Raw genomic sequence first — 24627 nt, forward strand, 5'->3', positions numbered from 1 at the left:
ATATCGGAAGCATGGAAGAATACTGAAAACCACCGGAATGGCCATCTTTTCCAGTTATGCGGAAATTCAGTTTCTTCTGAAGCTGTTAAGTTTGAAGTCCGCTAAGCTTTTATAACCGTTGCTCAAAAATGGCAATTATCATCCATGGGAGCGATTTCCGATGTTACGCCGGATTGTTTTCTAATGGTTTGATGTTGTTAAACTCTTTTTCTTTTGAATTTATCTCTTCTTCTAAATCATAATCATCCTGTAATCCCAACCAGAATTTAGCAGTTGTTCCAAAGTATTTAGAAAGCCTGAGTGCGGTATCAGCAGTTATTCTTCTTTTCTTTTTTATGATTTCGCTAATTCGTGTTTGAGGAATAAATGTTTCTTTGGAAAGGCGATAGGCACTAATTTCCATTGGTTCTAAAAATTCTTCTTTTAAGATTTCTCCGGGGTGTATATTATTTAGGTTTTTCATAGATGTATTTCTTTAAGATTAATGATAATCAACAATCTGAACTTCCAGAGCATTGTCATTTTCCCATCTAAACATTATTCTCCATTGTCTGGTTATTCTAATGCTGTGGAATCCTTCTAAATTTCCGCTAAGCTTTTCTAAATGGTTAGCTGGAGGAATTCTTAAATCATTTATGTTTTGGGCATTATTTATCATTCTTAACTTTCTACGAGCTACATTTTGAATATTAGCAGGAAGCTTTCTTGACGGGATCCCGTCCCAGATTTTTTCAGCTTCTTTGTCGGCAAATGACTTTAGCACAACTAGTTCTGTTCCACGTTAGTAACGTCAAAGGTAAGTAAAGCTGCGATGCAGTACAAGATTTTTTAACCGATGCCTCAAAATGGCAATTATCGAGCTTTAATCTTGAATAGACCATAATTTCTTCAGATAAAACCATTTTATTTGCTTTCATCAACCGTCGCATCTTTTGTGATTTCGATATCCTGAGCAACTTCCGGTCTTATAAGCGCCCAATGGAAAAGGTTATCTTCATTCCTGTCGTGGCTGCTTCCGTTGTAATGTGTCAAGGGCATGTCCTTGTAAATCGGGCGGGTGATTTCAATTACCTTATCCCAATGATCCAATGCTTTTTCCAGGTGATCCACGGCATTTTGCTTGTTTTCATCCCCGCCTTTAATCCGGTAGGTTTGAAGCGCTACGGCACCTTTCAGTTTTTCAGCAAGATGTAAACCTAAATACGACCAGGTTTTGATATCTGCCACTTCATACATTAGAGAAGCATTATCTTCAGTATTTATATCTTCAACCAAACTTAAAGCTTTCTGAGTGTCCTCCTCGAGCATATCAATCAGAACAGGCGGAGTAATTTCATTTTCTTCAAAAGAACCTCCGGAAGCGCGTCTTTCCACATATTCGCTGACAGATACATAATCCGGATCCAGAGTAGGATGGTTGATCAACTGGTCTACCGAAATATACTGCGTGTCATCTCCAATAAGAGCCATAAAACCTTCGCCGTAAAGCGTAAAGTCCCATCGCGAATCGTAGAGGGAGGCAAGGCGCAGCTGTGTAGCCGAAGCAAGGGAATAAACCTCCAGGAGGTTGTCTCCCCGGCTGCCGTAGCGCTCATTGAATTCGGCCTGGAAAATTTTATCCGGAGTTTTGGGATTGTACAGCAATCTTCCCCAAAGCTTATAAAACAGCCACTGCCGTTCAAAAGCGTAATCCCAGTCTACCGGGGCATCTATGGCAGTGAAATAATCTTTGGCAGGAATATAGGTTTCAGATCCTATAAAATATCCGCCGATATAGCTTTGGCTGTTCAGGGCGATATGCTCACGAATAAAATCCGGAACTCCCCAACGCAGCGCAAAAAAATCTTCATTCCGGGCGGTGTACGTTACCTTGTATCCTTCTGGCAACGGATTATAAAAAGTATCAAACATTTCTCCTCCATGTACTTTTACCAATTCGGGAGTAGAATGTGCATGAGACCAGTTATACTTTAAATCTGCCCAGATAGGTTCCTGTATGAAATCCAGACTTGCTTCTCTTTCTATAGCATTTCGGGTCAACTGTTCCAACTCCACACTGGTTTTTCCCAAAGATTCCGAAGTACTTGAAAAGGGGATACGATGTACAAGTTTTAAATCCCTCCCCACCTGGCGCATACCTTCAATATAAGTTTCATAGATCCAATCTTCACGTTGCTGAGGTGTCATTTCTGCCATTCCTTCGCCAAGTGTAAGGCCAAGACCGGTAAGCGTAGGATATTCCTGAAACATTTGGGTTATACTTTCCCGCGTATAGCGTTTTACAATTTCTGAAGTGTCGCCGGGAATGTAATAATTCGGATACACATTTTCCTGAGCCACGTTATGAGCTTCGGAAAATTCCGGACTTACAAAGATGTTAAACGGAATAATATAGGTGTCGATCGCACGTTCGTCTGCCATCCGGAAGATTTCTCTGTGCAAATGTTTCCATTCTTCCATTTCTTCATCACTAAACGGACTCGCTTCCGGAAAATTCTTCGACTTGATCATAAAAACGAACGGATGAAGGTTCCATAAGGAAAGGGAATTGAAGCGGTTTTCAGCCATCATATCCAGGAAAGCTTCCCAGTATTTCACATCGCGGACAGTCTCATAATGCAGATCCAGCGCGGAACTCGGCCGGTAAGTATACCACGGAGTATTGTGCTTTATTGCCCGCAGTGCATTGTGCGGACTCTCACTACTTTTTTCTATATTCTGAAGGGAAGTGCCATTTCGCAAACTTTCAGCAACCGAAAGGCTGCCGTAGATCATCCCCCTGTTATCACCGCCATAAATCGTGATGATCTTCCCTTCCGGAATAATAGCATATGCCTCACTGCCAAGATTCACAGCATTTACGCCTATACTAATGAGGTAATCATAGCCTGTACGTTCCTCCAAAACTGAATACTCCTGCTCAACAAGAGCTTTTTTGAGCATTTCCGCAGCATATTCTGCCTGGGGAACAGCATTATCGTATAATAAATAGACATTCTGAGAAGATCCGGAATAAATACTTCCGATAAGACATAAGGAAAGGCAGATGATTAATTTTTGCATAATCTGTTAGCTAAGGGGTGAGGGTTTTAAAATCTGGTGCACGCTCAAAAATGGCAATTATCGGCATATAGAACGGGATTTGCTGAAATGCTGAAGTTGTACCAGAAATGTTTTGTAAAATTTAGTCGATGCTTAAAAATAGCAATTTTCGGCTGATGAACAGTAGTTTGCTTATCGTTAATTGATCTTGAGCTCCTTCAGCTATTAATTTATTAATCCGATTTCTGTGTGCTAAAGTTGAATTATAGCCTTCCCTCAGATAAAAAAGTCCGCAGGATTTTCCGGGTGGGGGAGACCAGGTCCTAACATAAGGAGGATTTTAAAAGACGTTTCCCTCAGATTCTATCCGGCCAGATGTTGGGCAATTCTCCACTGAAACCCATTTCAGGAAGGTCATTTATTAGGTTCATATCTGTTGCAGACAATTCAAAATCGAACAGATCTATGTTTTCTTCTATTCTTTTGGGTGAATTTGATTTTGGAATGGCAATTACATCGTGTTGAATTATCCATTTCAGACAAATCTGGGCAACAGTTTTATTGTGTTTTTTGGCAATTTCTTCCAGCACTTCATTCCCAAATACCTTTCCCCTTGCCAAAGGAGACCAGGACTCTACTACTATGTTTTGTCTTTTGCAGTATGCTACCAATTCCTTTTGCCAATATCCGGGATGAAATTCTATCTGGTTGATTGACGGAATGACATTGGCTGTTTCGAATAACGAGTCTAAATGTTCTTCAAAAAAATTACTTACCCCAATAGATTTTATTTTTCCTTCAGCTTGTAATTCTTCCATTGCTCTCCACGTATCGGCATTGGTTTTTTGCCAATTATCGTAATTCTTTTCGTTAGCAGGCCAGTGGATCAAGTATAAATCCAGATATTCCAGATCAAGTCTTTTCAGGGAGTTTTCGAGTTCCTTTTTTGTTGATTCATAACCTAAACTCTCGCGCCACAATTTGGAAGTTATAAAAAGATCCTCTCTTAAAACTCCGCTGGCTTTAATTCCTTTTCCAACAGCTTCTTCATTCTCATAAGCTGCTGCCGTATCGATTAGCGAATAACCGCTGGATATGGCAGATTTAACTGATTCTATTCCTTCCTGCCCTGTAGCTTTGTAGGTTCCAAATCCTACAATTGGTATTTTATTTCCGTCATTTAAGGTTAGCTTTTTCATATGCTTTAGTCAGTTTAAGGATTAGGTTTTTAGAATGCTTACGATTAAGTTACAAATTGGCGGAGTAGGAGCCAAAGATTTGCCCGCTTAGACCTGATTAGTTGATGAAGATAAGAATTTTCAGTCTTACGTTATTTCCTAATCAAATATGTGTTGCTAAAATGAGTTTTGCTGTTGCCATTCACTTTTTAAAATCGAATAAAAATCAACATTAATTTTTTCGCCATTTTTGATTTCGCATTCCCTCATGGTTCCTTCATACCGGAAGTTTATTTTCTCCAGTGCACTTTTACACCTCGTATTTTCGCTTACAACGAAACCTTCTATACGGTTTAAATTGAGTGCAGTGAAGCCGTGCTCAAATAGCTTCGGCATTATTTCTTTGAGGATTCCTTTTCCCCAAAGCTCTTTTATAAGCCAGAGTCCGATTTCAGCTTTTTTATGTTGTTTATCTAAACCGTTAAAACCTCCGGCGCCACAAAACTGATTATTCTGTTTATCATAAATTCCCCACCAAATTCCGGCACCTTCTTTTTTTAAATTCCGGTACCACTCCATTTGCTCTTCTGTTTCTTCTAATGTAGAGAAGTGTACATCGTAAAATCTTGTTACGTCTGGGTTGGATAGTCCTTTGTGAATATTTTCTATGTCAGACGCTTCTATTTCTTTTAATGTGTAATTTTCTGTTTCCATTTTCTATTTGCAGAATGCTTCTTAACCGATGCTCAAAATTGGCAATTATCGACGTATTAACAGCGAACAATGAATTATTTATTAATTATAAGCGGCAAAGCATAGCCTCCACCGAATAGTTCCACTTTCCGGTTTTGATAAGTTGCAGGTTGGTATTCGGTCATCGTGTGGAGGATTTCCAGAAGTTTCTGTTTTTGCTCCGAACTTATTTTTCCGCCGACTTTTGTTTTTAAGTTTCCACCTATATCAACGTTCAGGGTGATTATGACCTTTTCTTTTATACGTTTCAGTTCTTTGGACTTTTTTATTTCGGACTTTAAAAGTTCTATGAAATCGGGATTGATCTCCTTTTTGTTCAGAATCACTTCTACAAACTGTCCCTCCTGTTGAAATTTGAATGATTCGTCCACGTGCCACTGAAACATCTTTTCAGAATATTCCAGCTTCCCGCAATACTGCATGATGACATCATACGAATCTATATCTCCATGTGAATAGGCTTTCTGAAATAAACTGCAGGCTTTATTATTATCGCCAAGATTTAAATGAGTTGCTCCTAAATTAAACAAGGCACCTCTTTTTGTGGAGTCAATTTTAATGACTGATGCATATTTATCTTTAGCCGTCTGAAAGTCTGAAGCATTAAAAGCCTTATTTGCTTCAACCATTAAATTGTCAATTTCGCTTTCCTGTGCTAAAGCTGAATTGCCAAAAATCAGGATGAAGATTAGGAGAAGGTTTTTCATGTTAGGTTGGTACAGCGGTTTCGAGAAGAGGTGCGGAGTAGGGACACGGACTTGACAGTTTAACTATTTTCTTCCATAGTCTCTAAATTAGGCTATTTCGCTTGAACCCAGTATTTCCGATAAACCGATGTTCGGCAAAGATTTTTTTATGTTGTTTCTAACTTCACGAAGAACATTTCTTACGTTTTTGTAATTCTTTTCTTCAATATATTTGAGTGTCAAATAATTCATCTCGTCCTTTTGCTGTCCAGGGGTTAGAATAAACTGTTTTCCTTTTTCTTTTTTCGCTTTTCTTTCCTTTCTTATTTTTTCGTATTGGATCCTTATTGCTTCTTTGTCTGTATCTAAAACTGTACATCGATGGGATTCATCATTTCTTATCTCTCTTAAATGGGTGATTTTTTGCTTGTAAGATTTATGGCGGTCAAAATAGAACTCTTTTTCAAATAAGTATACGAGGGTATTTATATCAAAATCTCGCACTGTTTTATAATTATTTAATTGCTTAAGTCTGTTCTCCTTATTAGATTTCCTTAATTTTTTCCATCTTTCCTGAAAGAGGGGATTATTGTGCCACATAAAATCTTTGAGATCATCTATTTCGGGAAATTTCTTCCAGTAGTAAAAGTTTAGCAGGTTTTCTATTTGATGAAATGCACCAGTACAGAAAGAAATAAATGTTTCTTCTTTCCCTTGGTCATTTTCAAATGCAATTTTTTCCATTTTTTGATTATCCTCTTCAATTTTTAACCGAACATTATCTTCTTCTATGAAGCTGTAGTCTAGAAGATTTACTAAAAAATTATAGCGAATTTGAAGATTTTGAATTACGGAATTATTTTCACCTTTTATTAATCTTAAGAACGAAATATGCCCCAATAGAACTTCTTTAAAATCGTAAAATTTCTTTTCAGGTGGTTGATGTTTCCTGAATTGGGCTATTGCGAATGAAAAACCTCCCTTTTCCCAATTATTAATCATTGCCCTTACTTTTTGCAAATATTCTCTTTTGACATTTAATTTTGAGTTGACTACAAGTCCAGTAACTTCTTGCCTCTGCATAGAACTCCTCACTCTGGTTTTTCTTGAATTTAGAGTAAAATTCTCGGATTTGACTATACCCTCAATTTCTTTTATAATATTTGATTCAAAAACGTTCCAATTTGAGGAAAAACTTAAATCATCAGCATATCGGCTATACTTTATTCTATGGTCAATACAATATTTAACTATTTTCCTGTCTAGTCGTTGTGTAACAATGTTAGAAAGGATTGGACTTGTCGGAGCACCTTGTGGAAGAGAGTTTTTATAAGTACCTAAGTTGGCTATTAAAAATCCGATTGTTTCTCTGTTACTTACAAGATTAAAAGGCGGAAGTTCAAGAACTGTTTTTATTCTTCTAAATGGTATAGAAGGAAAAAAGTTTTGTAAGTCAATATTTAATAAATAATTTTTATTTACATGAGGCAATGCATTTCTTTTAATGTCTTTTCCAAAAAGAAATCCATTTGTAGAATAATTTGAATGGCCTTCGAAAACTATCTGAAGGAGAATGTTTATTAGGCCTTGAACTCTCTTTAGCCTACCATCAGGTGATTTTATTTTTCTAGTTTCACCATTCTTTTTAGGAATATCAAACTCTTCATATCTATTATTTTTTGTTTTGGATAAATAATAAAGATGGGGTACAGTTAATGGTTTTTGTGGATCTTTAAAAGCTCTTAGTTCTAAATAATTAAGTAAAGAAACGAAGTCCTTTAAATTATTTATCTGATCAAACCTCTTCTTTGTATTCTCAATTAGAAGTTTATCTAAAAAGACACCAGACATATTCACTTGTGTATGAGCTTTGTTAAGTCATAATTCATAAAGTATAAATATCAACTATAAAAGTGAGGGCGAGAGCATTTATAAAGAGTAAATTGTATAAAGATATAAATGTTTAGAAGAAAAAAGTTTTAAATAACTTAAATCTAATTCCTCACTTTAGAGTTTACATTTCGATATCGCAATGCAGGATCAATATTTTTCTGGTGTCTTTATTTGTTTTTTCAAATCTAACGAATCTAATTTAATATATTTTGCCAAGCGTCCCATATAAAAACTGTGGGGGCGGGTGGGCGTGATTGTCCGCAGGACAATCCGCTTAGAAATCGACCAGAAAGTTTCGATTCGAGATAGGTTTTAGCATTGTTTTTATAGTGTTGGGCACAGTTTATTCTTTATAAATAATTCTTTTTTCATTTTTATCAGTCGTTTGGAAGGTTTTCTTCATATCCGTTAAATTATAAAGTCCTTTCTTAACGTCATTCTCTAAAGTGAATCTCAGGTCTGAGATTTTCTGGTAATATTCTTTTCCAATTGTCTCTATCTCTATATCCGATTTCGAATGTACTTTAATATTCAAATTAAAAAATAAAGAGTTCAATTTTTCTAATGATTTAGTTGTTTTGGGATCAATCCACAACCCGTGTACAGAAGCTAAATGTAAATTCTGTTGAAATTCAAAGAATTTTTTATCTCCGGAGCCGAAGATTATGTGATAAGGTTTTTGGTCGTCACCTAAAACTACTGTTTTTAAAAGAATTATTTGATTTTCAATTAACTCGTATGCGTTTAATCTTTTCTTCAAAATTTCTTTATAGTAATCATTTTTAAAATCCAGGCTCTTTAATTTAACGGATGTAAAATAAGAGACAACGGCTGAAATAATTGCTGCAATAAGAGAACTTGCGAGAATTATTTTTATGATTTCGTTTTCCATTTAATAACTATCAGATCTCCTAAAATGACAATTCATATATAACGGTGAATTAGAGTAACTGCGATGTCGATTAAAAATTTGACGAATTTTCATTTCACTATCCCTGGATTCTGTATCAATTTCTTTGATTACCTCGATAGCTTTTTCCAACCCGGGAATGGGAATGGAGACAGTCCGATTGTTTGTAATATTTTCATTCCCGAAATCTATTTTAAAAGCGATTCCATCTTTTGCGTTTCCAAATACATCATCTCTCTCAGAAATTACATTTCTGAGAATATTTTCATTGGCAGTTTTTATTTGTTTTTTTATTTCGCTGTTTTTCATTTAATTTTTGTTTTTAATTGTGCCCAACGTCCCATATAAAAACTGTGCGGTTGGTAAGCTTTAATTTCTCGGGAAAACCAATCATTGCAAAAAACTACAAAATTTCGGGTCGAGACCAAACTAAGCATTGTTTTTATATTTTGTTGTCAACTGGCTTATTTAAGCGGTTTAATATAATTCTTAAATCTATCTTTAGCTGAATCATCGCTTAAATGACTGGGAAAATCATTAAGTATTTTCTCATATTTTTCTATACCTATAGCTTTTGCAATGTATCCTTCGTGAATAAAATTTAAATAGTAAATTAAATCCCCTAAACTTGAATGGAAACTTTTAAAGTCAATATCTGCATTTATAAAGCTTTCAATGTCGCGATAATTTGCCTTAATTCTCAGTCTATAGAGTAAATTAAAAACTGAAGTTATTGGAATGGTTTTATAAATAATATCCCAGTGATGTTTCTTAAAGGACTTACTAAATTCTTTCTTTTTATTAAAAAACCTTTTATCATTTTGCTTTTTGAAACGTTGTTTCTTGTCATCTGCATTTTTCTTCCTTGTAGTCTTTAGAAAAGTAGCAACCTGCAACTCTGCATCTTCCAAACAATCAATTTTAGTCAGAACACTATTATTCTTGGGAAAGTTTTCAAAGGTTTCCAATCCTTTATATTCAAAATCATCTTTAAGTCCGGATGAGTAAAAACTTATGGCAGAGGGGTAATGTCCATCTTTAATAGAATTTCCAAATAATTTTATTGATTTTTCGTGCTGGTCATTTGCGATTCCCTGTGTTTCATGAAATGCAGTCATACAGAGATAAACAGAATAATATGCTTGAGGAAAATTCCAATGAAGTGAAAATTTGTAATAATCACTATTATCTATTTTTTCTCCTATTTTATATGCATATTCTGTGCTCCAGGAATTCCATAGCAGTTTTCTTACTTGTTCGATATCAAACTCAGAGTTTTTAATCTTTATCTGGTTGTAAAATGGAATTTTCTTTAAGTTATACCTATCGTCATCACAGGAAATACAATAATTAATTGCAAAGAAATGATTAAAAAATACTTTTGACGGAATTGATTTTGCTTCCTCTTCCCTTCTTTTTTTAAAAATATCTCTTAATCCCATAATTTTTTTCAGCTTGTTGCCAACAAGTGAATAAATCCACCAGTACATGAATAGACTTATTATCTCCCAACTAATCTACTAAAATTCAGCATCTTCTTGTAGGGATTTAAAGATTTCCACCTTCTTTTAAGAAAAAAGATTTTAAATCAGCAACTAATTCGTCGGCGTTTGCTGCCCATCTAAACCTCATTAACCACTTTTAAACGTTTGCAAACGGATGTAAACGTAAGCAAATAATTGATAACCGATTAGCACTTAACTGCTGCAGTATGTTTGTCCTGTTGAAATGAACTAATGATTTTCAGCTGCAATAAATTCTATAGTTATGAGCACTTTAAGAAACAAAGTACAGTTAATTGGTCACGTAGGTAATGATCCTGAAATCGTAAATCTTGAATCGGGAAAAAAGCTGGCGAAATTTTCTATCGCCACAAATGAGAGTTATAAAAATTCCAAAGGAGAAAAAATAACAGATACGCAATGGCACAATATAGTTGCCTGGGGAAAAACCGCTGAGTTAATCGAGAATTATGTTCCGAAAGGAAAAGAGGTGGGAATCGAAGGAAAACTTACCAGCAGAAGTTATGAGGATAAAGAGGGCACAAAGCGCTATGTAACCGAAGTGATTTGTAGTGAAATCCTGTTGATGGGCAAGTAGCCGGCGCAATTCCGGGAGTCCTGTAAAGGTTCTGGAAAATTTCAGAAGTAAAGGTTCGAGTTAAAGGTGGTTTAGATTTTCTTGTTCAGAAAATAAGCCACCTTTATTTCGTGCTTAAAAATTAGTCCGCTTTAAAACCCGGAAAAGTTTGCGGGAAAATCCGAAGCTATTTTGCCGCGCGCACCACTTCAGAATGTGACATAAAGGAATCATTTAGCCGTTCTATCTTGGAATTAAATTCCGAAGCTAGAACGAGATACTGGCATTTGGCAATGTGTGGCGGAATCCGGATCAGGTCGTTAAAATCCCTGCTGTTAAGAAGGAATTCGGCATCTTCCACGATAAACACCTTTAACTGACTCACATTTATTCCGGTGATCTTAAAAAGCCTGAACAGCTTATTTGGAGTGGCGATCACCACGTCCACACCTTCATAAATGGAAACCTTTTGCTGTTCGATATCGGGTTCGTCATAAGCGCTAAAAACCCTTACATCCATATACCTGGTAAACTCGTTGAATTTTTCTTCCAGTTCTAAGGCAGCCTGCTTGTCCTTTACAAAAATCAGTGCTCGCGGAGCATCTTCAAAAGCTTTGCTTTCCAGGATCTGCAAGGTGCTGATTACAATGGCCGTCGATTTTCCGCTACCTTCGGGAGCGATTGCAAAAAGGTTTTTTCCGCTCTTGATCTTAGGGATTAATTTCTTCTGAAAAGGCAGGAGACTTTCATATCCCAGTCTGTCAAGTGCTTCTTTTAGTGGAGTGTTTAATTTTTTGAACGACATAGAGTTTATTTTAGCGCTACCATAGTTTCATCTTCAAAAATGAAAATTAAAAGATTCGGAAGTTTACAAAGATAGCTTTCCCAAGCTTTAAAGTGCTATAAACCTATTATTGCTTTTAGAAAATCTGATCAATAGGTAGACATTAATTGTTTTACCAATTTAATAAAATTGCTGCTCTGTAATGAGGTACATTCTACCGGGTCCGCCGCCACTCCCTGGTCTCTGGAATATCCCGGGGAAATCTGCTCTTTAAAGGAAATAAAGTTCGAACGCGGTATTAGTTAATTTTATATTTAATTCCTATTTGCATTAAGAGGTTTACATCTTCTCCGGCAATTTGCCATTTTTCACTTGCCCGAAGGGAGCCTACGGGATCAGTCCACAATAAGGTCGGTTCTATTTGAAGGGCTAAATTTTCAGTCACTTTAGAACTTATAATTCCGGAAAAATTTACGCTCATATAATTACTTGTAATTCCCTGAGATAAATTAATTAAATCCTGTCTCAATTCCTGTTGTGTATATCCAAATCCAAAGTTGTACCCAAAATTCCATGTGTTATCTTCTTTAAGATGCTCTAACAAAATCATAGAAGTTAATGAAGTAACGTCGCCATCAATTGGCTCATTATTATTTTTCCAGTTCCTTCCTTCAATTCCGGCGTTTAAATACTGAAATTTTAGTTTAAGTCCAAAATAAGATTCAGCGTTTGAATATTTCAAATCAAGATATGAACTAAACGGTAGCGAGTAATTAATATCAATACTACTATCAAAGTTTTCATACATATATGCAGATCCGGTTCCCAGTCCAAATCCGACTTCTAAATTTTGTGATTTTCCTTCAAGAGTGCCAATTAGAAAAATAAAAGCAATCAGTATAATTTTTTTCATAGCCGTTTTTAGCGTGTTTTACTTTGTAGAAATCGGTAGCGTATTCCAGAACTCCCTCTAAGTAATTTTTTGTTCATACTTTGGTGAATTAATATATTTTTATGCTACGCTAAACTGAAACTTGTCACTGTCCTGGTTTGCAAAATTTGTTTCGGGTGGACAGCACATGCCGGCGCGCATAAAAAGACCATGGAGGTAATGAATGTAGTAAATTTCATTTCTATTTAAATAATGAAATTAAGGTAAATTACTCAGAATATTGTTTAATTAATCTTACTAGTAATTCGTTTAAAAATTCTACTTCATATTCACCTATAGAAGGCTCAATATGGTCATTACCTATTCCACTGTGATCTGTTATAAACACATAAGTACTATTGGTCGCCATCGAGAAGTAACGCATAAGGAATTCAGTTTCTTTATCTATTCCGCTAGCGGTAACGGGGATAAGCTTTATTCCTTTTTCAGCGGCTTGTTTAATCGAATTCTGAATATCAGAAATAACTTCCTGATTATGATGTGGCGGGGCATCTAATATAAGGAATGCTAAACGTGTGCGTGCGTTAGAGGACCACTGTAGGTCATTTAGAGTTGTATTGAGAGCTGTGTGGACTGCTTCAGGAAAATCGCCGCCTCCATCAGCAGCTTGATTATTAATGAAATTTAAAGTGGTATTAATATCAGCTGTAAAATTCGAATGCCTCACAACATAGTCGTCTTCTACATCACGGTAAAAGACTGATGAAGTTAATATGTCAAGACTGGAGCTTGAATTTTCTACTTGTTGGATAATGTTCTTTAAATCATCTTTTAGAAATTCTAACTCGTCTGACATAGAAGCGGTGGCATCTACAATAAATGCTATCTCAACATTGTCTGGAGCTACACTTGTATTTTTTATTTGAATCTCATTTACACCCTGGTTAAAATCTTTCAAATTGATGCTGAGTTTTTCTCCATCCACCCAAAGCGAATAATTTTCCAGGTCTGAATTAGTGGATTTTTCAAAAGGATTTATCCATAGTTCGGCATTTCCTTTATTATCTGATTTAGCAGCCCATATGGTTGTACTATCATCAGTTTTTAAAGCTACAACTGCATCTATGGCAGGCATTCCGTTTAAATCTTTTACAGAAACGGAAATCCTGTTACTAAAATAAAAGTTCCAGTGGTATAATCTATCAGCAAATTCCTGATTGTTTTTTAAATCTGTCCAGTAATTCCAGTTTTCAAGGTCATTCCATTCTCCGGCAGTTATTTGCCCCGAAGAATCAGAACCGTCATTCCCGTTATCGGGATTTTCAGCGGAAGGCTCTCCGCCATCCGAATCTCCGCTATAGGAATTCCTCAGTGCCTCTCCAGAGTCTCCGGTTTCTTCATGTAAAGAATCTTCATTGCATCCAATAATGATGAAGAGCATCAATAGTAAGCATACTTTAGTAATTTTTTCCATTTTTAGCTGAGTTTAGTAGTTCCTACTCTTACCAGATGCGAAAAATGCCCAAAGGTTGCGTTAAGAAATGAACTAATATGATTTTAATTAAAAATACATGGTTCGGCTGTTAATAATATGTGGTGAGATTTGGGTGAGATCTAAAACTGCGACTACCTCATTGCCTCTATCGCATTGGAGAGATACACAAAGGGTGCATTCCAGTTAATCGCGATCTCATTACTCGCATAACTGCAGCGGTCATCGATATACGAAGTCGCCGGATGTTTATGCGCAGCTGTATATTTATCTCCGCAACCGGCTATATCCTGTTGCCCGGGGTTTGGTCCTCCGGCCAGGAGCCCCGGAACGGGATCTTCGTTATCGTCAGCTTCAGAAGGCCTGTGGTGCGGATCTCTTGTAGCTTTCTCGCCAAAACCCGTTAAAAAGGAAAAGCCCGTGGCATTCCTTCCCAGCAGGTAATCCAGATTATCATTTGCAGCGTTGAGATATTTCTCGTCGCCTGTCATTTTATACACGTTTAAAAGAAGTATTCCCTGATTTCCTGCTGTTGAATTGCTTCCCCAGACAAAATCTGACTCATCGGTTCCCATCGGAATCGCATAAGCTGAATTTTCTGAAGATTGAACCAGATCATCGGCCATTTTCTTAAGCTGATTCGTTATTGCGTCTATATCTACAAGCTCACTATCCTGATATTTATCGCTATGCCTCGCAAGGGAGTAGAGGGCAAGGGTATTTACATTTGGCCATGCAGGAATCCCAAAGTCAGATTCCAGAGAGCTTTCCAGGTCGGCGTCTTTGTAGTAGTTTTCTTTTCCGGTGGTGATAAAAAGCTCTGTCGCCGCCCATTGGAGTTCATCTTTAAAACTGTGGTCTCCGTAGGCGCCGGTGCTTATTTCAGGATCTTGTAATTCTCTCTGGCGGTAAAATACTTCCGGATTTTCTTTCGCCCAGCGATAGGCTTTTTCACTCATCACCAGCAGCGAATCTGATAATCCCGGTAGTTCATATTTATAGTCCTCAAATATTCTTGCCGCCTGCGCAGTTACCGCTGCAAAATCTAAGGTGGCCCCTGTTGCTTTTTGCACTACCCAACGCTGCAAAGTGGCATCTTGGGGCGCGACTGCACCATGAAAGTTTGCACTGGTGAGTTTATGATAAACTCCGCCGTCATCATCCTGCATTGTCATCATCCATTTTAGGTTGTACAATGTTTCATCAAGAAAATCGGGAATATTGTTATTGCTTTCGGGAATATTGAGATTCAGGGTGTCGAGGTATTCCGGAAAATCTTCATATAGTGAAAACAGCGTTCCCATGGTGATTCCGCTGTTTACGATATACTTTCCGTAATCGCCTGCATCATACCAGCCTCCGGGGCTGGAAATTGTAGATCCCGCCGGACGATTTTCTGTGGCCGCCGAATTGTGAACTTTAACCTGATCGTCGGGATGGCCAGCTTCCCTTGCCCATTTTCCGGCGTATTCTGCGGGTAAATCTGTGGAAGCTCTCTGAAAATAAAACGCTTTCATACTTGCCTTTGCCGGCTCAAAATGCACATTTTCACCTATTTCAAAAGGATGACTGCTGCCAGTTCCCGAAACGTGCAAAATATATTCCCCCGACTTTTCTACGGAAGAAAAATCTGCTTGTTTTACTATTTCTTTGCTATGTGGCCATTCCTTAGCATCACTGAGTTTTCCTGAAAAAACTTCTTTTTTATCATCTGCCGTAAGAATAGAGAAGTCGGTAGCATCTGAAGTGACGATAATTGCCATTTTAGGACCTTCGTTATAAAATCCAATTTGATTGATTCGGATCTTCTCTGAACCTGAATTTTCGTCATTTATTTGGGCAACAGCTGAAAAATTCAGAAAAAAGCATAAAAATGGAATCAGAAATATAGTTGAAGGCCTCATAAGTGTGTTTTAGGCTTAAATATAGGTATAAATTGAAATATCCATGCTTAGCTTAATGTTCCTGAAGCAATTTTCTGCGTCAGTTATTGTTTTCTTTCATAATTTCAACAAATTCAAGGTTGATTTGGGGTTTTAGATAGGTCTCTTTAAAGATAAAATTCAGCTAAAAATAGATTTGTTGCGCCAGCCTGTAGGTGTTGGCGTGAGCATCGATAATAGTCTTAATGTCGGGCGAATATCCGCCGCCCATGCTGCATTGTACGGGAATAGAAAGTTCGTTGCACAGCTGAAGCACGAATCGGTCACGTTCCTTACAACCCGCGACGCTGCAGGATAGCCTGCCGAGTTTGTCCGTTTCCAATATGTCTACACCGCTGAGGTAAAAGATAAAGTCCGGATTTTCATTTTCGATTAGCTCCGGAAGTGTTTCTTTTAAAAGCTGAAGATATTCCTGGTCTCCCGAACCGTCCGGAACTTCAATATCAAGATCTGATTTCTCTTTTTTAAACGGATAATTGCCTTTTCCGCGCATCGAAAAAGTAAAAACTGAATGGTCATTTTGAAAAATTTCAGCAGTACCGTTTCCCTGGTGAACGTCCAGGTCTACGACTAGAATCTTTTCCGCTAATTTTTTATTCTGAAGATAACGTGCCGCAATCGCCTGATCATTTAAAAGACAAAAAGCCTCGCCACGATCTGAATACGCATGGTGCGTGCCACCGGCAATGTTGAAAGAAATTCCGTGTTCCAGTGAAAAATGACAACACTTCATCGTGCCGTCGGCTATAATAATTTCCCTTTCGTAAAGCGCTTTTGAAAGCGGAAATCCTGTCTTCCTAACCTCCCGCGCACTCAACTCCTGATTTTTCAGCCGGTAATAATAATCCGAATCATGCACAGTAAGAATATGCTCATCCTCCGGAATTTCAGGTTCAAAAAAATTTTCTTCGCTGCAGGTCCCTTCCAGTAGCAACTGCTGTGGCAAAAGCTCATATTTCTCCATCGGAAACCGGTGACCTTCAGGCAAAGGGTGTTTATAGATGGAATGGTAAGCGATTTTGAGCATTTATAAGTAATTGAAATCTGATTCAGGAACGCAAAGCTAAGAATGTTTTTTTGGTTTTTGTTAGTTCGTGGCTCTCCCCTTTTGTCAGTTCAAGCGAAGTCGAGAACGGATTAGTACCTAAGAAAGTTTCGTACTTCTAACGAACCCCTCGACTTCGCTCGGGGAGACATTTATTTTCAGGCTGCTTTTTTTACGTTTTACTATTGTACTCGGGGTGTCAGTTCGAGCGAAGTCGAGAACGGTGTTAGTACCTAAGAAAGTTTCCTACTTCTAACGAACCCCTCGACTTCGCTCGGGGAGACATTTGTATTTAAACTGATCTTTCTTTTTTCTTTCGCCTCTAAAGTGTCAGTTCGAGCGGAGTCGAGAACTATTCTTTCCCGGCTTTATTTTTGTAGTGAGTAGCATTCCTGCATTCGGCGAGAATTTGTAATAGACCATAATCACCATTTGCAAGTGCTTTTTTCTTTTGAGCACTCCATTTTTTTATCTTTTTCTCGAAATAAATTGCCTGATTTGCATCGTTAAATTCTTGATGGAAAATAAGTTCAACCGGTCTTCTGCTGTAGGTAAAACTATTTTCATTTTTATCAGAATTATGTTCTGCCAGTCTGCGCGAAATGTTGTTGGTTATTCCTGTGTAAAGCAGTTTATCGTTACACTCTACGATGTAGACATAGTACAATTTCATAATAAAGAGTGTTTATTGCTTTCAACAGACCCCTCGACTCCGCTCGGGGGGACAATCGTTTTCAGTTTGATTTTCTTCGTTTTCTATCCTCATCAGGGTGTCAGTTCGAGCGAAGTCGAGAACGGCGTTAGTACCTAGATCCTGCTTGTAACCAACCCCTCGACTTCGCTCCTTTAGACTTGTATTACTAATTTATCGTCGTTCCATTCTCAACGCCATCTTCATCAGGATTTACAAAAACCAGTTTCCCCTCAGCGTTTTCAGTCATTAGGATCATGCCTTCGCTTTCTACTCCGCGTAACTTTCTGGGAGCGAGATTGGCAAGGACAGTTACTTTCTTGCCGATAATATCTTCAGGATTAAAATGCTCTGAAATACCCGAAACTACCGTTCTTTTGTCAAGTCCCGTATCGACTTTTAAAACCAGTAATTTTTTGGTCTTCGGCATTTTATGAGCTTCGATAATTGTTCCGACTCTCAAGTCCATTTTTGTGAAATCGTCGAAATTCGCAATTTCCTTCTGCGGCTCCACTTTCTGATTTTCGGCTGCGTTGGCAGTTTTTGTAGCTTCCAGTTTTTCCAGTTGTTTTTCAATTTCTGAATCTTCTATTTTGCTGAAGAGCAATTCCGCTTTTCCAATTTGGTGTCCTGCCGGAAGTAAAGATTTTTTTGTGGCGATTTTATCCCACTGCGCTTCTTCCTCGCCCTGGTGCTCTACGGCATCTGTTATCTTCAGGATTCCTTTTAGTTTAGTGGACGTAAAAGGTAAAAATGGTTCGCTCAAAGTTGCAAGGGCAGAAGCTATTTGCAATGCCACGTACATTACTGTTTTCACCCGGTCTTCATCAGTCTTGATCAGTTTCCACGGCTCTTCATCGGCTAGATATTTATTTCCTAAGCGTGCAAGGTTCATCAATTCCCCCTGAGCTTCACGGAATCGGTATTTTTCAATCGAGCTGGCGATCACTGCTGGATATGCTTTTAATTCAGCAACTGTGGCTTCATCAACTTCAGAATATTCATTTGGTTCAGGAACAATTCCGTCGTAATATTTATTGGTAAGAACCACTACACGATTTATAAAATTACCAAATACGGCAACTAATTCGTTGTTGTTCCTTGCCTGAAAATCCTTCCAGGTAAAATCGTTATCCTTCGTTTCAGGTGCGTTTGCGGTTAGAGCATAGCGCAACACATCCTGCTGATTCGGAAAATCTTCAAGATACTCGTGCAGCCAGACCGCCCAGTTCTTAGAGGTGGAAAGTTTTTTGCCTTCCAGGTTCAGAAATTCGTTTGCCGGAACATTATCGGGGAGAATATAGTCTCCGTGCGCCTTCAGCATCGTCGGGAAAATAATACAATGAAAAACGATGTTGTCTTTTCCTATAAAATGGACAAGTTTCGTGTTCTCATCTTTCCAGTAAAGCTCCCAGTCTTTGCCTTCACGCGCTGCCCATTCTTTGGTAGAAGAAATATAACCGATTGGGGCGTCAAACCATACATAAAGCACCTTTCCTTCAGCACCTTCCACAGGCACAGGAATTCCCCAATCAAGATCACGGGTTACAGCGCGGGCCCTTAGGCCATCATCAATCCACGACTTTACCTGTCCGTAGACATTCGTCTTCCAGTCGGCTTTATGTCCTTCCAGAATCCACTCTTTCAGCCAGTCTTCATATTGATCCAAAGGTAAAAACCAGTGCCTGGTCTCTTTAAGCGTAGGCGTAGCTCCTGTAATCGCAGATTTCGGATTAATTAAATCTGTCGCGTTAAGCGACGTTCCGCAGCTCTCACACTGGTCACCGTAAGCTTCTTCATTTCCACATTTGGGGCAGGTTCCGGTTACAAATCGATCTGCAAGAAATTGTCCTGCTTTTTCATCATAAAGCTGCTTTGTGGTCTCCTCGATAAATTTGCCATTTTCGTACATGGATTTAAAGAAATCTGAAGCAGTATCGTGGTGGATATCTGCAGAGGTACGCGAATAATTATCAAAGGAAACCCCAAAATCCTTAAAGGATTTCTTGATAATAGCGTCATATTTATCCACAATATCCTGCGGAGTGACCCCTTCTTTTTTCGCTTTTATGGTAATTGGCACCCCGTGCTCATCACTTCCGCATACAAAAGCCACGTCCTGGCCGTGCATTCTAAGGTAACGTGCATAAATATCGGCGGGAACATAAACACCTGCAAGATGGCCAATATGAATTGGACCGTTGGTGTATGGCAAAGCGGCGGTGATCGTATATCTCTGTGGAGAGTTGTTCATTTATTCCTAATCTTTTTTTGAGCTTGTAAAGGTAAGCAACTGCTGTATATTACGAGTTAAATTCTTGTAAAAGACCATTCTTCTGAAGGAATAGTTTTTACATTTATGCCACCCTATAAAAATGGCAATTTTCGCACTATATACTGCGGAAGCAAAACTTATAACATGAAAAAATTACTTTTTATAATGGCCTTTGTTGGTCTTTATTCCTGTAACAGCACAAAAAAAGCAACTACAGATACACCAGACAAATTTGTGGCAGAAAATCTTATGGATTATGACCTGAAGGAGGTAAAAGAACGTTATCCCGATGCTAATATAGAAGAAGGAACTAATTTATATGATGAAGGAACAGTAGAACGTTCTTACGCAATTCTTTATCCCGGGACTAAAGATGAAATGCATATCACGTGGAATTCTGATCAGCAAATTTTTGATATTCGTTTTACTGAAGAGGGGAAATGGCATTCTGCCTCGGGTATAAAAATTGGTAGCACCTATGAAGATCTAAACAGGATTAATGAAGTTCCGATTTCCTTCTATGGCTTTGGCTGGGATTACAGCGGCGCAGTTGTCTGGAATGGCGGTAAATTGGAAGATTCTGATCTACGTGTGTTCCTGGGTGCCGAAAATGAACCTGCAGATAAATTTTACGGAGATCATGTAGTAAAAGCATCACCACAGGAGATCAAGAATATGAATTTAAAGGTGCAGGCTATTGTCCTGAAGAAATCTAGAAAGATTTAACTTGCTTGAAATCAGGCTTTAAATTAAATTTGTCAGGTTTTTTATTTAAGTGCTATGGCAAAACATAATTTGCTCGGGAAAAAAGGGGAGGAGATGGCTGCCGAATTTCTGCAGAAGAACGGATATACTATTGTCGCCAGGAATTTTGTTTACCAGAAAGCTGAAGTCGACATTATTGCCAGAAAGAGCAATTCACTTATTGCAGTGGAAGTAAAAACCCGAAGCACGCCAGACTTTGGTGATCCCCAGGAATTTATCAAGAAGAAACAAATTCAGCAATTACTGAAAGCCGTGAATTATTTTGCTGAAGAGCAGGAACTGGATCTGGAAGTCCGTTTTGATGTTATTGCAATCATTAAGAACCAGGCAGGAACTAAAATTGAACATTTAAAAGATGCTTTTTATCACTTCTGAAGAAAGTAATATTATTGGAAGGTAAGTCTGGTGTAGTGGGCTTCGACAGGCTCAGCCTGACTCTGTGATTGACGATCGAAAAACGCTAAAAAATTAATTGAAGTTACAGTCCCCCTGAGCCTGTCGAAGGGAAGATCCAAAGTTAAAAGCATCTCGACTTCGCTCGATGTGACATTGGTTCCCATAACCAGTTAATTGTAAAAATATATATGTTGAAGAACACAACTATTTTTTCAAATAGGAAAAAGGCCTATCAAAAGTTTTGAAGTCTTAATTCTTGTTTCTTTCAGCGAAGCGGTCTTTATCTTTTCCCGGCCAATAACACCTAAAAAGAAAAAGAGCCGGAAAATTTTCCGGCTCTCGTTATTTATAAGTCTACTGAATATTACCAGATCTTCACCCGGTTTTCAGGTTTGATGTACATTTTATCTCCTTCTGCAATATCAAAAGCTTCATAGAAAGCATCGATATTTTGCAACGGAACATACGCACGGTACATTCCCGGTGAGTGAGGATCTGTTTTAATCCTGTTTCTTAAAGCTTCGTCACGCATTTTTGTACGCCATACGGTTGCCCAGGACATAAAGAAACGTTGCTCCGGACTAAATCCATCAATCTCACCAGGATTTCCATGCTCTTCAAGATGAATCTGTAGTCCGTCGTATGCAGCATTTACTCCGCCTAAATCTCCGATGTTTTCACCTAAAGTAAATTGACCATTAATGTAAACACTGTCCAGAACTTCAATTGCGCTGTATTGATCTGCAAGATCGCTTCCAAGTTCTTCAAATTGCTTAAGATCTTCATCTGTCCACCAGTTGTTCAGGTTTCCTTCAGCATCAAAACGGGAACCGCTATCGTCAAATCCGTGAGAAATTTCGTGACCTATAACAGCTCCGATTCCGCCGTAATTTACCGCAGCATCAGCTTTGTAATCGTAAAACGGTGGCTGTAAAATGGCAGCCGGGAATACGATCTCGTTATAACTTGGGTTGTAATAAGCATTCACGGTTTGAGGTGGCATATACCACTCACTCTTGTCAACAGGCTGTCCAAGTTCTGCAAGGTTTTCTTCAACTCTCCATCTTTGGGCATTCATCAGGTTCTGGAAATAAGAACCTCCTTCTTCAGGACTCTTAATTTCAAGTGCGCTGTAATCTTCCCACTCATCAGGATATCCAACTTTTACAGTAAAACTCTCCAGTTTTTCCAAAGCTTTTTTCTTGGTGTCTTCACTCATCCATGGAAGTTCATTAATCCTGTTTTCGTAGGCTTTAATGATATTTCCAATCATTTCCTGGGCTTTTTCCTTAGCTTCTGCCGGGAAATGTTGTTCTACGTAAAGCCTTCCTAAAGCTTCTCCAACAGTACCATTAACTGTACTTAGCGCTCTTTCGTTACGTGGTCGCTGTTCCTGTGCTCCCTGCAAAGTTTTGTCATAAAACTCCCAGTTTTCATGCTCAAGTTCTGTTGTTAAAGTAGAAGCAGCATCGTTAAAAAGGTTCCATTTTAAATATGCTTTCCAGTCTTCAACAGAATTCTGGGCAATGATGTTCTGAAGAGACTTCATGTATTCTGGCTGGGTAATAATAATTGTGTCCAGGTCTTTAGCGCCAATTCCTTCAAAAAAAGATTCCCACTGCATTCCAGGAACAGTATTCTGAAGTTCATTTACCGTCATTGGATTGTACGTTTTTCTGGCATCACGACGTTCAACTTTGTCAAGCTGAGGTTGTGCAAGGCTGGTTTCAAAAGCAAGAATAGTTTCTGCTTCTGCAGTGGCTTCCTCTTCAGAATAATCTAAATACTGAAGCATTTCTGCAATATATTCCTTGTACTTTTCTCTCTTCTCCTGAGAATCTGAATCGTCTGCAACATAGTAATCCCTGTCAGGCAGCCCTAATCCTGAAGGATTAAGATAAGCCGTGTTCATGTTACTGTCTTTTCTATCTGCTCCAACGTAGAAAGAGAAAAAACCGGCACTGCCGTATTCACTCATATCTACAAGGAATTGCTGTAAATCTTCCTTATTATTAATAGAATCGATTTTGGCCAGGTATGGCTTTATAGGCTCAATACCCATTTCGTTTCTGGAAACGGTGTCCATAATACTTTTGTAAAGGTAAACCGCTTTCGCCTGGTCACCGTCAGGATTTAAAGTATCGCTGGAAGAAGCTGCTTCAAGAATATTAAGCGCATCGTCATCGGTTCTTTGGCGAAGCTCATAAAAACTTCCCCATGAGGTTCTGTCTTCCGGAATTTCAGTGGAATCAAGCCATCTTCCGTTTACGTATCTAAAAAAGTCTTCCTTTGGATTTGTGGTAGTGTCCATATAGGCGAGGTTAATCCCACGGACTTCTTCTTCGGCTTGCGCCGTTCTATCCTCATTCTTGCAACCGGTAAGTACGGCCGAGCCAAGAACAGAAAATAGTAAAACATTTTTAAGTGTATTCATGTGGTTTCTAAAATTTAAAAATTTTGAGCTAAAGTAATAAAAAGGTAAATATCTTCAGCGTGAATAATTTATGCAGAATTGATGCCAAAGAACCCTAATTCTTCTGAAGTTGGGATTGCAGTTCTTGATCTGTTTCCTTCTTTATCGCAATAACTTCATCTACATTTTCATTGGGGATGGTAATAGAAAGAACGTAATGCTTAATTTTCCAGTTTTCGTCCTTTTTAACTAAAACTCCCGACCCGCGGCAAATTCCCATTTGCGTGTCCAGCAGTTCGTCAAACCAGGCATAATCTCCGTTTTTCCCAAAGTAAATATTTCTTTCCAGCGTTTTAAAACTCCAGGCTTTCCCATTATCGAAATATGGTTTTGCATATTCCCTGAAGTCTTTATTTTGCCAGTTTTCAGAAGCATCTGTACCAATAAAAACAGCATCTTTTGTCATTAAACTAAAGTAAGCTTCAAAATTTGCGTTTGCAGCAGCCTGGTGCCAAAAGTCAAGGGTCTGTTCTGCCTGCTTTTTTGCAGAAACTTCAGCATTAGAAGCAGTTTGAGCATAACAATTGCAGCTGGTAATAATGAGAAACAGAAATGCTAAAAGCTTCTTCATAGGGAATTAAAATTGAGAAACTGAAGGTCTAAGAATCGTTTAATATCCGGCGACTGCGTATAGAAACTGAATCATTTTCCTCTTCCTCTTCCTCCTGCGGCAAATCCAGTTCATCTTCAAAATCCTGAAGCGTTTTCAGGAAATTTTCGTTCATCTGGATCTTCAGATAATTAAATTCTGAAGGGATTTCTTCTGCAATCTCTTCAATTTCCTCAGGATCAGGCTTTCTTTTGGAAGCTGCGTGATTCAGCAATAAAGATTTTGTAGTGAGCACATTTAATCGTGATTCCACGGCTGTAGATCGTAAAGAATCTGGCACCGAATTTTGTAAAGATGCCATAATTTCTGCCAGGGGAGCAGCATTATCCATCACTTCGCGAAGCGTGGCATTTTTAAAATTTTCAATTTCATTTTGTGCAGTAATATATTCTATCCACTGCGCGGCATACTCGCGGGCTTCCGGCAAAAGCAGTACCTGCTCGTTGGTGACCTCTATCTGCCTTCCAAATTCTGTGGTGTCTACCTCCGTTGTGGCAGTATCCTCTACCTGCTTGTCTTTGCAGGACACCAGGCATAACAAACCTAAAATAAAGGCTATTTTCTTCATGTAAACTTTTGACTGCATTTTTGGAAAAGATCCTTTCGTGATAATTCCGGATATAAATTTAGGCTAATTCCGCGGGAAACAAAACAGAAGGTCGATAATTGCCATTTTAAGAGCATCGCTTTTTTCTTCGGAAGAAAATAAAGCATGGAATT

23 protein-coding genes are annotated in these 24627 nt (G+C 38.2%); 3 read left to right on the forward strand and 20 right to left on the reverse strand.

What is annotated here, in order from left to right:
* Positions 1–163 precede the first annotated feature (163 nt).
* The 10 genes from RM549_RS13780 to RM549_RS13825 form a co-directional block, all read right to left on the reverse strand.
* Entirely contained in the window at positions 164–463 is a 300-nt protein-coding gene (locus tag RM549_RS13780) for a HigA family addiction module antitoxin (RefSeq protein WP_311685815.1), read from the reverse strand.
* A gap of 18 nt (positions 464–481) precedes the next feature.
* Positions 482–763, reverse strand: coding sequence for a type II toxin-antitoxin system RelE/ParE family toxin (locus RM549_RS13785; RefSeq protein ID WP_311685817.1), 282 nt, complete (start codon positions 761–763; stop codon positions 482–484).
* A 140-nt stretch (positions 764–903) separates the two neighbouring features.
* Complete coding sequence (locus tag RM549_RS13790) at positions 904–3063, reverse strand: beta-N-acetylhexosaminidase family protein (protein WP_311685819.1); 2160 nt, start codon at positions 3061–3063, stop codon at positions 904–906.
* Between the two features lie 335 nt (positions 3064–3398).
* The gene (locus RM549_RS13795) at positions 3399–4241 is read right to left on the reverse strand and encodes an aldo/keto reductase (RefSeq protein WP_311685821.1); all 843 of its coding nucleotides are present in this window, start codon (positions 4239–4241) and stop codon (positions 3399–3401) included.
* Between the two features lie 156 nt (positions 4242–4397).
* The gene (locus RM549_RS13800; protein WP_311685823.1) at positions 4398–4934 is read right to left on the reverse strand and encodes a GNAT family N-acetyltransferase; all 537 of its coding nucleotides are present in this window, start codon (positions 4932–4934) and stop codon (positions 4398–4400) included.
* Positions 4935–5008: 74 nt separating this feature from the next.
* The gene (locus RM549_RS13805; RefSeq protein WP_311685825.1) at positions 5009–5680 is read right to left on the reverse strand and encodes a tetratricopeptide repeat protein; all 672 of its coding nucleotides are present in this window, start codon (positions 5678–5680) and stop codon (positions 5009–5011) included.
* 87 nt (positions 5681–5767) lie between these two features.
* Positions 5768–7510, reverse strand: a complete 1743-nt coding sequence (locus RM549_RS13810) for a reverse transcriptase domain-containing protein (RefSeq protein WP_311685827.1) — start codon at positions 7508–7510, stop codon at positions 5768–5770.
* A 385-nt stretch (positions 7511–7895) separates the two neighbouring features.
* Complete coding sequence (locus RM549_RS13815; protein ID WP_311685829.1) at positions 7896–8444, reverse strand: hypothetical protein; 549 nt, start codon at positions 8442–8444, stop codon at positions 7896–7898.
* Positions 8445–8771 carry a hypothetical protein gene (locus tag RM549_RS13820; protein WP_311685830.1) on the reverse strand — a complete coding sequence of 109 codons (327 nt, stop codon included), beginning with the start codon at positions 8769–8771 and terminating at the stop codon, positions 8445–8447.
* Between the two features lie 155 nt (positions 8772–8926).
* Positions 8927–9904 (reverse strand): hypothetical protein, encoded by a 978-nt coding sequence (locus RM549_RS13825; RefSeq protein ID WP_311685832.1) that lies wholly within the window; start codon positions 9902–9904, stop codon positions 8927–8929.
* Positions 9905–10229: 325 nt separating this feature from the next.
* Between RM549_RS13825 and RM549_RS13830 the strand changes: the two genes are divergently transcribed.
* Positions 10230–10562, forward strand: coding sequence for a single-stranded DNA-binding protein (locus RM549_RS13830; protein WP_311685834.1), 333 nt, complete (start codon positions 10230–10232; stop codon positions 10560–10562).
* A gap of 166 nt (positions 10563–10728) precedes the next feature.
* On the opposite strand, the gene RM549_RS13835 is transcribed toward RM549_RS13830, so the two are convergent.
* From RM549_RS13835 to metG, 7 genes are all read right to left on the reverse strand, one after another.
* On the reverse strand, positions 10729–11346 hold the full coding sequence (locus RM549_RS13835; RefSeq protein WP_311685836.1) for a DEAD/DEAH box helicase: 618 nt from the start codon (positions 11344–11346) through the stop codon (positions 10729–10731).
* Positions 11347–11623: 277 nt separating this feature from the next.
* A complete protein-coding gene (locus RM549_RS13840; protein WP_311685838.1) occupies positions 11624–12238 on the reverse strand; it encodes a hypothetical protein in 615 nt (204 codons plus the stop codon).
* Positions 12239–12485: 247 nt separating this feature from the next.
* Positions 12486–13691, reverse strand: coding sequence for a vWA domain-containing protein (locus RM549_RS13845; RefSeq protein WP_311685840.1), 1206 nt, complete (start codon positions 13689–13691; stop codon positions 12486–12488).
* 152 nt (positions 13692–13843) lie between these two features.
* Positions 13844–15613 carry a glycoside hydrolase family 9 protein gene (locus tag RM549_RS13850; protein WP_311685842.1) on the reverse strand — a complete coding sequence of 590 codons (1770 nt, stop codon included), beginning with the start codon at positions 15611–15613 and terminating at the stop codon, positions 13844–13846.
* A 163-nt stretch (positions 15614–15776) separates the two neighbouring features.
* Positions 15777–16679, reverse strand: coding sequence for a histone deacetylase family protein (locus RM549_RS13855; protein ID WP_311685844.1), 903 nt, complete (start codon positions 16677–16679; stop codon positions 15777–15779).
* A gap of 370 nt (positions 16680–17049) precedes the next feature.
* Positions 17050–17370 carry a GIY-YIG nuclease family protein gene (locus RM549_RS13860; RefSeq protein WP_311685846.1) on the reverse strand — a complete coding sequence of 107 codons (321 nt, stop codon included), beginning with the start codon at positions 17368–17370 and terminating at the stop codon, positions 17050–17052.
* A gap of 187 nt (positions 17371–17557) precedes the next feature.
* Entirely contained in the window at positions 17558–19642 is a 2085-nt protein-coding gene (gene metG / locus RM549_RS13865; protein WP_311685848.1) for a methionine--tRNA ligase, read from the reverse strand.
* Between the two features lie 165 nt (positions 19643–19807).
* Between metG and RM549_RS13870 the strand changes: the two genes are divergently transcribed.
* Complete coding sequence (locus RM549_RS13870) at positions 19808–20389, forward strand: hypothetical protein (protein ID WP_311685850.1); 582 nt, start codon at positions 19808–19810, stop codon at positions 20387–20389.
* Positions 20390–20443: 54 nt separating this feature from the next.
* The gene (locus RM549_RS13875; RefSeq protein ID WP_311685852.1) at positions 20444–20803 is read left to right on the forward strand and encodes a YraN family protein; all 360 of its coding nucleotides are present in this window, start codon (positions 20444–20446) and stop codon (positions 20801–20803) included.
* 385 nt (positions 20804–21188) lie between these two features.
* On the opposite strand, the gene RM549_RS13880 is transcribed toward RM549_RS13875, so the two are convergent.
* The 3 genes from RM549_RS13880 to RM549_RS13890 form a co-directional block, all read right to left on the reverse strand.
* On the reverse strand, positions 21189–23258 hold the full coding sequence (locus RM549_RS13880) for a M13 family metallopeptidase (RefSeq protein WP_311685854.1): 2070 nt from the start codon (positions 23256–23258) through the stop codon (positions 21189–21191).
* A 94-nt stretch (positions 23259–23352) separates the two neighbouring features.
* Positions 23353–23868 carry a nuclear transport factor 2 family protein gene (locus RM549_RS13885; protein WP_311685856.1) on the reverse strand — a complete coding sequence of 172 codons (516 nt, stop codon included), beginning with the start codon at positions 23866–23868 and terminating at the stop codon, positions 23353–23355.
* 28 nt (positions 23869–23896) lie between these two features.
* Positions 23897–24475, reverse strand: coding sequence for a hypothetical protein (locus tag RM549_RS13890; protein WP_311685858.1), 579 nt, complete (start codon positions 24473–24475; stop codon positions 23897–23899).
* Positions 24476–24627 lie beyond the last annotated feature (152 nt).

The organism is Autumnicola patrickiae, assembly GCF_031846525.1.
Lineage (GTDB): Bacteria > Bacteroidota > Bacteroidia > Flavobacteriales > Flavobacteriaceae > Autumnicola > Autumnicola patrickiae.

Excerpts from the sequence above, each read along its gene's own strand:
- RM549_RS13850 (WP_311685842.1), bottom strand. The coding sequence starts at position 15,613 with ATGAGGCCTTCAACTATATTTCTGATTCCATTTTTATGCTTTTTTCTG.
- RM549_RS13830 (WP_311685834.1), top strand. The coding sequence starts at position 10,230 with ATGAGCACTTTAAGAAACAAAGTACAGTTAATTGGTCACGTAGGTAAT.
- RM549_RS13870 (WP_311685850.1), top strand. The coding sequence starts at position 19,808 with ATGAAAAAATTACTTTTTATAATGGCCTTTGTTGGTCTTTATTCCTGT.
- RM549_RS13885 (WP_311685856.1), bottom strand. The coding sequence starts at position 23,868 with ATGAAGAAGCTTTTAGCATTTCTGTTTCTCATTATTACCAGCTGCAAT.
- RM549_RS13835 (WP_311685836.1), bottom strand. The coding sequence starts at position 11,346 with ATGTCGTTCAAAAAATTAAACACTCCACTAAAAGAAGCACTTGACAGA.
- RM549_RS13795 (WP_311685821.1), bottom strand. The coding sequence starts at position 4,241 with ATGAAAAAGCTAACCTTAAATGACGGAAATAAAATACCAATTGTAGGA.
- RM549_RS13820 (WP_311685830.1), bottom strand. The coding sequence starts at position 8,771 with ATGAAAAACAGCGAAATAAAAAAACAAATAAAAACTGCCAATGAAAAT.
- RM549_RS13815 (WP_311685829.1), bottom strand. The coding sequence starts at position 8,444 with ATGGAAAACGAAATCATAAAAATAATTCTCGCAAGTTCTCTTATTGCA.
- RM549_RS13780 (WP_311685815.1), bottom strand. The coding sequence starts at position 463 with ATGAAAAACCTAAATAATATACACCCCGGAGAAATCTTAAAAGAAGAA.
- RM549_RS13825 (WP_311685832.1), bottom strand. The coding sequence starts at position 9,904 with ATGGGATTAAGAGATATTTTTAAAAAAAGAAGGGAAGAGGAAGCAAAA.
- RM549_RS13890 (WP_311685858.1), bottom strand. The coding sequence starts at position 24,475 with ATGAAGAAAATAGCCTTTATTTTAGGTTTGTTATGCCTGGTGTCCTGC.
- RM549_RS13880 (WP_311685854.1), bottom strand. The coding sequence starts at position 23,258 with ATGAATACACTTAAAAATGTTTTACTATTTTCTGTTCTTGGCTCGGCC.
- RM549_RS13840 (WP_311685838.1), bottom strand. The coding sequence starts at position 12,238 with ATGAAAAAAATTATACTGATTGCTTTTATTTTTCTAATTGGCACTCTT.
- RM549_RS13805 (WP_311685825.1), bottom strand. The coding sequence starts at position 5,680 with ATGAAAAACCTTCTCCTAATCTTCATCCTGATTTTTGGCAATTCAGCT.
- RM549_RS13800 (WP_311685823.1), bottom strand. The coding sequence starts at position 4,934 with ATGGAAACAGAAAATTACACATTAAAAGAAATAGAAGCGTCTGACATA.
- RM549_RS13845 (WP_311685840.1), bottom strand. The coding sequence starts at position 13,691 with ATGGAAAAAATTACTAAAGTATGCTTACTATTGATGCTCTTCATCATT.
- RM549_RS13790 (WP_311685819.1), bottom strand. The coding sequence starts at position 3,063 with ATGCAAAAATTAATCATCTGCCTTTCCTTATGTCTTATCGGAAGTATT.
- RM549_RS13875 (WP_311685852.1), top strand. The coding sequence starts at position 20,444 with ATGGCAAAACATAATTTGCTCGGGAAAAAAGGGGAGGAGATGGCTGCC.
- metG (WP_311685848.1), bottom strand. The coding sequence starts at position 19,642 with ATGAACAACTCTCCACAGAGATATACGATCACCGCCGCTTTGCCATAC.
- RM549_RS13855 (WP_311685844.1), bottom strand. The coding sequence starts at position 16,679 with ATGCTCAAAATCGCTTACCATTCCATCTATAAACACCCTTTGCCTGAA.
- RM549_RS13860 (WP_311685846.1), bottom strand. The coding sequence starts at position 17,370 with ATGAAATTGTACTATGTCTACATCGTAGAGTGTAACGATAAACTGCTT.
- RM549_RS13810 (WP_311685827.1), bottom strand. The coding sequence starts at position 7,510 with ATGTCTGGTGTCTTTTTAGATAAACTTCTAATTGAGAATACAAAGAAG.